At 57.6% G+C, this 6,757-nt stretch carries 6 protein-coding genes and 1 tRNA gene; 4 read left to right on the top strand and 3 right to left on the bottom strand.

All coding sequences use genetic code 11. From position 1 onward, the window contains the following. Positions 1–21: 21 nt before the first annotated feature. A tRNA-Ser gene (locus SD961_RS11435) sits at positions 22–109 on the bottom strand. A gap of 230 nt (positions 110–339) precedes the next feature. Here SD961_RS11435 and SD961_RS11430 point away from each other — a divergent pair. From SD961_RS11430 to SD961_RS11415, 4 genes are all read left to right on the top strand, one after another. Next, positions 340–1,818: an oligopeptide:H+ symporter gene (locus SD961_RS11430; RefSeq protein ID WP_318790483.1), complete on the top strand. Its 1,479-nt coding sequence runs from the start codon at positions 340–342 to the stop codon at positions 1,816–1,818. Between the two features lie 68 nt (positions 1,819–1,886). Beyond that, positions 1,887–2,828 carry a glyoxylate/hydroxypyruvate reductase GhrA gene (gene ghrA / locus SD961_RS11425; RefSeq protein ID WP_318790482.1) on the top strand — a complete coding sequence of 314 codons (942 nt, stop codon included), beginning with the start codon at positions 1,887–1,889 and terminating at the stop codon, positions 2,826–2,828. Between the two features lie 52 nt (positions 2,829–2,880). Then, complete coding sequence (locus tag SD961_RS11420) at positions 2,881–3,618, top strand: phosphatase (RefSeq protein WP_318790481.1); 738 nt, start codon at positions 2,881–2,883, stop codon at positions 3,616–3,618. Positions 3,619–3,654: 36 nt separating this feature from the next. Then, positions 3,655–4,209, top strand: a complete 555-nt coding sequence (locus SD961_RS11415; RefSeq protein ID WP_318790480.1) for a molecular chaperone — start codon at positions 3,655–3,657, stop codon at positions 4,207–4,209. A 58-nt stretch (positions 4,210–4,267) separates the two neighbouring features. Here SD961_RS11415 and SD961_RS11410 read toward each other — a convergent pair whose 3' ends face one another. Both SD961_RS11410 and SD961_RS11405 read right to left on the bottom strand, forming a co-directional pair. Beyond that, positions 4,268–5,641, bottom strand: coding sequence for a CoA transferase (locus tag SD961_RS11410; protein ID WP_318790479.1), 1,374 nt, complete (start codon positions 5,639–5,641; stop codon positions 4,268–4,270). Between the two features lie 60 nt (positions 5,642–5,701). Continuing rightward, entirely contained in the window at positions 5,702–6,589 is an 888-nt protein-coding gene (locus tag SD961_RS11405; RefSeq protein WP_318790478.1) for a DMT family transporter, read from the bottom strand. Positions 6,590–6,757: the final 168 nt, after the last annotated feature.

Genomic DNA, 6,757 nt, shown 5'->3' with positions numbered 1-6,757 from the left:
CTCAGACTTTCTCTTTAAATATGGCGGTGAGAGAGGGGTTCGAACCCTCGATACGTTGCCGTATACACACTTTCCAGGCGTGCTCCTTCAGCCACTCGGACACCTCACCGTTTTATGCCGCAACCAGGTTGCTGACGGGCGCTAATGTAGGCAAAAGCACGACGCGGGTCAACACCCTTTCTCGCCTTTTCTGCACGTTTAGCCAGTTTTAGAACAGATCGCTGCTTAAATCGCCAAAAGAGTCAGGTGTGGCAGCAAAATGGGATATCAGGCGCGCATTCCACCGCGCAGCGTGCATAATAATGCGCTTTAAATGGCAAGATAATCACGGGGTCCGATGTGAACACCTCCTTACCACGTCCTGTAGCAGCGTCGCCTTCCGGCACCAGTGCGCTGTTCTTTATCCAGATATTCGCCACGCTTGGCTTTGCGGTTCTCTACTCCACGCTGGTGCTCTATGCAACCAAACGCCTTGGCTTTAGCGAAGGGCAGGCCAACGCGATGATGGGCGTGTTTGGTGCATTCAATTACGGGCTGCATCTGTTTGGCGGCTACCTTGGCGGGCGCTACCTGAGTAATCGTAACCTCTTTGTGCTGGGTATGGTGCTCCAGGTGGCAGGGTGCTGGGTCTTGTCCGGGCAGAGCGCCGAAGGTCTTTACTGGGGACTGGCTATGTTCCTGACCGGTAGCGGGCTGAACGTGACCTGCATCAATATGATGCTGACCCAGCGTTTCAACCCGGAGGATAACCGTCGTGAAAGTGCGTTCCTCTGGAACTACGCAGGGATGAACCTCGGCTTCTTTATCGGCTTTACCGGGGCGGGCTATTTCCAGCTCACGGAGCATTACAAAGCGCTGTTCCTGTTTGCCACTATCGGCAATGCGGTAGCGATTGTGATCTCGGTAATGCGCTGGAAAATCCTGGCCGATATCGATACGCCTCTGCTGCACGTCACTAAAAAGCAGTTCCGCCTGCGCATGGCAATTGGTCTGGCTGTGCTGGTGCTGCTGGTGCCCTTGATCCGTATCATGCTGACGCACGCTGATTTTACCGGCACCTTTGTTATCAGCCTGGGCGCGGCTATCTTCCTGCTGCTGGGCATTACCACGCTGCGTCATCGTCCGCGTGAAGAGCAGCGTAAGATGGCGGCCTATCTGCTGCTGGCGATGGGGTCGCTGGTGTTCTGGACGCTCTATCAGCTGGCACCGATGGGGCTGATGCTGTTCACCGAGCACAATATTTCACTCAACGTCTGGGGCGTTCAGGTTGCGCCACAGTGGGTGCAGAACATCAATACGTTGACGATCGTTTTTGGCGGTCCGCTGCTGGCACTGGGCTTCCGCAATCTGCGTGAGCGCGGCTGGCGCATCGATATTCCTCTGCAGTTCGCCTCTTCGCTGTTCTTTATCGGCCTGGGCATGTTGGTGCTGCCCCTCGGCATCATGCTGGCTGGCGGTGACGGCATGGTTGCCTTTAAATGGATTGTTATCAGCTACCTGCTGCAAAGCATCGGTGAACTGCTGATCTCGCCAATAGGCTACGCGATGATCGGCAAGCTGGCACCGGTGCGCTATCAGGGGATCATGATGGGCTGCTGGATGATGGTGACGGGCGTGGCCTCGGTGCTGGCGGGTTATGTCTCCGGCCTGATGCCGGAAAACAGCGGCAGTACGCCAGCGCTGACCAATCCCGGCTACAGCCATATCTTCAGTCTGCTGGGCTGGGGCAGTGCGGCGGTGGGGCTGGTCTTACTGCTGCTGATGCCGCTGCTGCGCAAGCTTATCCAGGCCCGCGACCCGTTCGCTGGAAAAGTGTGAGCAACGCAACAATTTTTGCTTGCCAGAGTGCTGGTTTTCCCCGAGCCTGAAGAAAAAAGGAGAGCAATGTGGATATCATTTTTTATCACCCCTCGTTTAATGCAGAGAAGTGGATCGATGGTTTACAGCAGCGTCTTCCCCAGGCGCGTATTCGTGCCTGGCAGGCAGGTGACACCGGGCCTGCCGACTATGCGCTGGTACGCCAGCCGCCGGTAGAGATGCTGAAGGGTCGTAAAGATCTGAAGGGCGTGTTTGCGCTTGGCGCGGGCGTGGATGATATCCTTGGGCAGCTTCGCCAGCATCCGGAGATGCTGGCCGCAGGTGTTCCGCTGTTCCGTCTGGAAGATACCGGCATGGGGCGACAGATGCAGGAGTATGCGGTTTATCACGTGCTCGGCTGGTTCCGCCGCTTTACGGAATATCAGCAGCAGAAAGCGCAGGCGCTGTGGCAGCCTCTGCCGAACCAGTCCCGCGCAGCGTTCAGCATCGGCATTTTAGGGGCTGGCGTACTGGGAAGCAGCGTGGCAGAGAGCCTTAAAGTATGGGGATTCCCGGTACGCTGCTGGAGCCGTTCGCCTAAAGAACTGCCTGGCGTCACCAGCTTTCACGGTGCAGATCAGCTTGGTGAGTTTCTCTCCGGAACCCAGGTTTTAATCAACCTCTTACCCAATACGCCACAAACGGAAGGCATCCTTAACCGTGCGCTGCTCAGCCAGCTGAAACCTCAGGCGTTCCTGCTCAATCTGGCGCGTGGCGCACATCTAGTTGAGGATGATCTGCTTGAGGCGATGGCGGCGGGGGAGATCAGGGCGGCGGCGCTGGATGTGTTTGTCCGCGAGCCGCTGGATAAGCAGCATCCTTTCTGGGCGCATCCGGATATTGCCATCACTCCCCATAATGCCGCTGTAACCTTGCCAGAAGAAGCTATGGACTACATCGCTAAATCTGTTCTTCAGCAGGAAGCGGGCGAAACGCCTGCCGGTCTGGTGGATGTGACGCGCGGATATTGAGTCATTGCCGGGCAGGAATGCTATTCTTGCCCTAAGCCAAAAGGAGAAAGCTATGTACCCCGTTGACCTTCATATGCATACCGTTGCCAGCACCCATGCCTACAGTACGCTGCGTGATTATGTGGTTCAGGCGCAAACTTGTGGCGTGAAGCTGCTCGCCATCACCGACCATGGCCCGGATATGGCGGATGCGCCACACTACTGGCATTTTGTGAATATGCGCGTCTGGCCGCGCGTGGTGGACGGCGTGGGCATCCTGCGCGGCATCGAAGCCAATATCAAAAATATTCATGGGGAGATCGACTGTACCGGCCCGATGATGGATGCCATGGACATTGTGGTGGCTGGCTTCCACGAGCCGGTCTTTGCCCCGCGTGATAAAGCTACCCATACTGAAGCGATGATTGCGGCGATGGCCAGCGGCAATGTGCATATCATCAGCCATCCGGGGAATCCTAAATACCCAATCGACATCCCGGCAGTGGCTGAAGCGGCGGCGAAATATAATGTAGCGCTGGAGCTGAACAACTCCTCCTTTACCACCTCCCGGCCAGGCAGCGAGCCTAACTGCCGCGCTATCGTTGCCGCCGTGCGCGATGCCGGAGGATGGATCTCCTGCGGATCTGATTCCCACACCGCCTTCACGCTGGGCAATTTTGAACACTGCCTGCGGATTATGAAGGAAGTGGATTTCCCGGAGGATCGCGTATTAAATGTTTCGCCGCGCCGTTTGCTGAATTTCCTCGAGCAGCGGACCGGAAAAAGCATTACTGAATTTGCTCAACTGTGACACTGTCACGATTAACCGCTGAAGGGATCGATCGACATGAATGAATTTTCCATCATCTGCCGTATTCTGGGCTCGCTCTATAATCGCCAGCCTCAGGATCCGCTGCTGGTGCCGCTGTTTACTATGCTGCGCGAAGGCAAGCTGCAACAGCACTGGCCGCTGGAGCAGGATGAACTGCTGACCCGCCTGCAGGAAAACAGCGATCCGCAGTCGCTGGCTGCTGATTACAACGCGCTGTTTGTTGGCAGTGAATGCAAGGTGCCGCCCTACGGATCGCACTGGGATAACGGCCCGCAGGAGAGCGAGATCCGTGGCTTCCTGCAGAGCCGGGGTATGCCTTTAGGTGAGGCGCCAGCCGACCATATTGGCGCGCTGCTGCTGGCGGCGTCATGGCTGGAAGATCAGTCTCAGGCTGATGAGATCCAGGCGCAGATTACGCTGTTTGATGATTATTTACTGCCGTGGTGCGGTCAGTTCCTGGGCAAAGTTGAGGCGCATGCTGCCACAGCTTTCTACCGCACGCTGGCTGCGCTGAGCCGCGAGGCGATTCAGGCGATGCGGGATGAGCTGGAAGAGGAAGGGGAAGTCTGATCCTCTGGCTCTTACTGATAAAAAAGCACCCCGCTCCAGGGGTGCTTTTTTTTGCCCGTTACTGCCGCCAGTGAGCCTGAGCGGAACCCAGCGGCGTGGCTGAACGCGACCAGGCCAGCGGCGTTCCCGGCAGCCAGACCGGCGAGCGCAGGCGGTAGCCGATACCCCAGCAGGTAATCTCCGTTTCAACATTATTATCGTGAGGTTTAGCAGGCCCAAGGCCCTGAGGTCGCTCCGTATCCGGAAGCGGATTTTCCATCAGCAGGCAGGCGGTTCTGGCAAGCGACAGCCGCGCGGTAAAGCCCGTATTGTTTAGCTGCCGCTGGCGCAGCCCTTCCAGCACGGCAGCGGCCATCAGGTAGCCTGTTGCATGATCCAGTGCCTGAACGGGCAGCGGGCAGGGCGCGTCGCTCATTTTCCACAGCCTGCCGCTGTCGGCAATGCCGCAGCCCATCTGCACCAGGCTGTCAAAACCGCGCCGGTTGCGCCACGGGCCTTTCCAGCCCCAGGCATTAAGGCTGACGTCGATCAGCCCCGGTGACAGGGTTTGCAGGGTTTCGCTATCATAACCCAGTCCGCTAAGCGCATCGGCGCGGTAGCTGTGCACCAGTACATCCGCTTCGGCGATCAGCGCCTCGAACTGGCTGCGTCCCGCTGAAGATGTCAGATCCAGTCTGGCGCAGCGTTTGCCAGGGGTAATCTCCTCTTCCAGCGTCGGCTCTTCCCACCCGTTTGGATCGAGGCGCAGCACATCCGCGCCCAGACCCGCCAGAAAGCGAGTGGCGACCGGGCCGGCGATGATGCGGGTCAAATCCAGTACGCGAACGCCCAGCAGAGGGCGCGCAGGAAGTAAGCGCCAGCGCGGTGCCGCGGCCTCCTGCTCTACCCTTTGCGCAATCAGCGCTTCACCCTGTACGGCACGACCCTGAGGATGCGCCTGCCACTCCGCCACGCTACGCATTTCAGCCGCACACCCTTTTGCCGCAATCACGGCGTCTTCCAGCGCCGTTTTGTCCCACTGGCTGACGACTTTCGCCAGACTGCTCCGATCGGCATGTTTCCCCAGCACGCTTTCCATGGCAGCGCGGTGATGGGGGGCGTTAGTATGCAGACGTATCCAGCCATCACGCGTGGCATAATCCCCGGCCAGGGGATCCCATAGCGTGGGCGCGGAACGATTGATCGGCGAGAAACTCTGCTGAAACCAGCGTGAAGCCAGGCGGGTATCAACCTCCATCTGGCGGGCATTATTGACCAGTTCAGCGGCGGCCTGCATCGCCAGCGCCATGCTGGTTCCCGCAAGCTCAGTTACCGGATAGAGCGAGGAGAACCGCTCCCCGGCGTGAAATTTTACCGCCGGCAGCGGCGTATCGGGCTTGCGCAGCCCGTACCAGAGCTGCTGCCAGAGTGTGGTGATAAACCCATTATCCATTGCTTCCTCCCTTTGCTGATGTTTAACACCTTAGCAATGAAAGTCGCTTTTTGCCTGGCGCTAACGCAGGCGGCGGAATTTGGGCAGTCGGGCGTGCATGCGTAAATTACGCAGGTTCACCACCGCAATCGCGGTACCCACAATCACCAGCAGCGCACCCACAATTTTGAAAATGTTCATGCTGTCACCCAGCACCACCACGCCCAGGATCACGGCCAGTACCGGCGTCAGCAGCGAGTAGGGCATAATCAGGTTGACGTTATAGCTGCGCAGCAGCCAGTACCAAAGCGAATAGGCGATGATCGACGAGAAAATGGCGCTGTAGAGGATGCCGAACCAGCCACGCCAGCTTGAGTGCATCAGGCTGGTTATCTGGTTCGATTCCAGCAGAAACGAGGCCAGCCCGACCACTGGAATCGCCAGAAAAGAGAGCCAGCCGGTCATGGTCAGCGGTTTTATGGCAGGGGCTTTCTTCACCAGCATATTACTGACAGCCCAACCCGCTGCGCTGCACAGCAGCAAACAAAGCACCCACCATGCCGGAATAGTCGGGCTGCCTGCCAGCACCACCACGCCCGTTAGCGAAACGGCAATGCCGGTCAGTTGCACCACCGACAGCTTCTCTTTCAGGATCACCATCGCCAGAATCATCGCGAAAGGCGTGCCGAGCTGCACCACAATGGCGCCAGTGCCTGCATCGGTATATTTCATTCCAACAAACAGCAGGGAAAAATGCAGAAAGCCAAAGGTAAAGGCCAGCGGCACCAGATAACGCAGCTGCGCGCGGTTAACGCGGGTAAAAGGCACCAGAATCAGCGCGACCACCACAAAGCGCATCAGGGTGAGGAACAGCGGAGGGAGGTCGATCAACCCCCATTTGATGGCAACGTTGTTAAAGGCCCAGAGGGTTACCACCAGCAGAATAAGTAAAAAATGACGCAAAGCCACGAGAGAGTCCTGTTGTGCGTGAGATCACCTTTTTATCATGGCATGATTCGCCAGCAAAAAGAGCGCAGAAGGGAGATTTATTTCCGCCCTTTCAGCCTGTTGTTGCGCCAGAGATTATGCTTTTTGCTAACTTCTGTTAAAGAAAAAGTGATGAGACAGGCCGCCGTC

The organism is Erwinia sp. MMLR14_017 (genome assembly GCF_033657285.1).
GTDB lineage: Bacteria > Pseudomonadota > Gammaproteobacteria > Enterobacterales > Enterobacteriaceae > Erwinia.
This window is presented reverse-complemented; position numbering and strand designations above follow the sequence as displayed.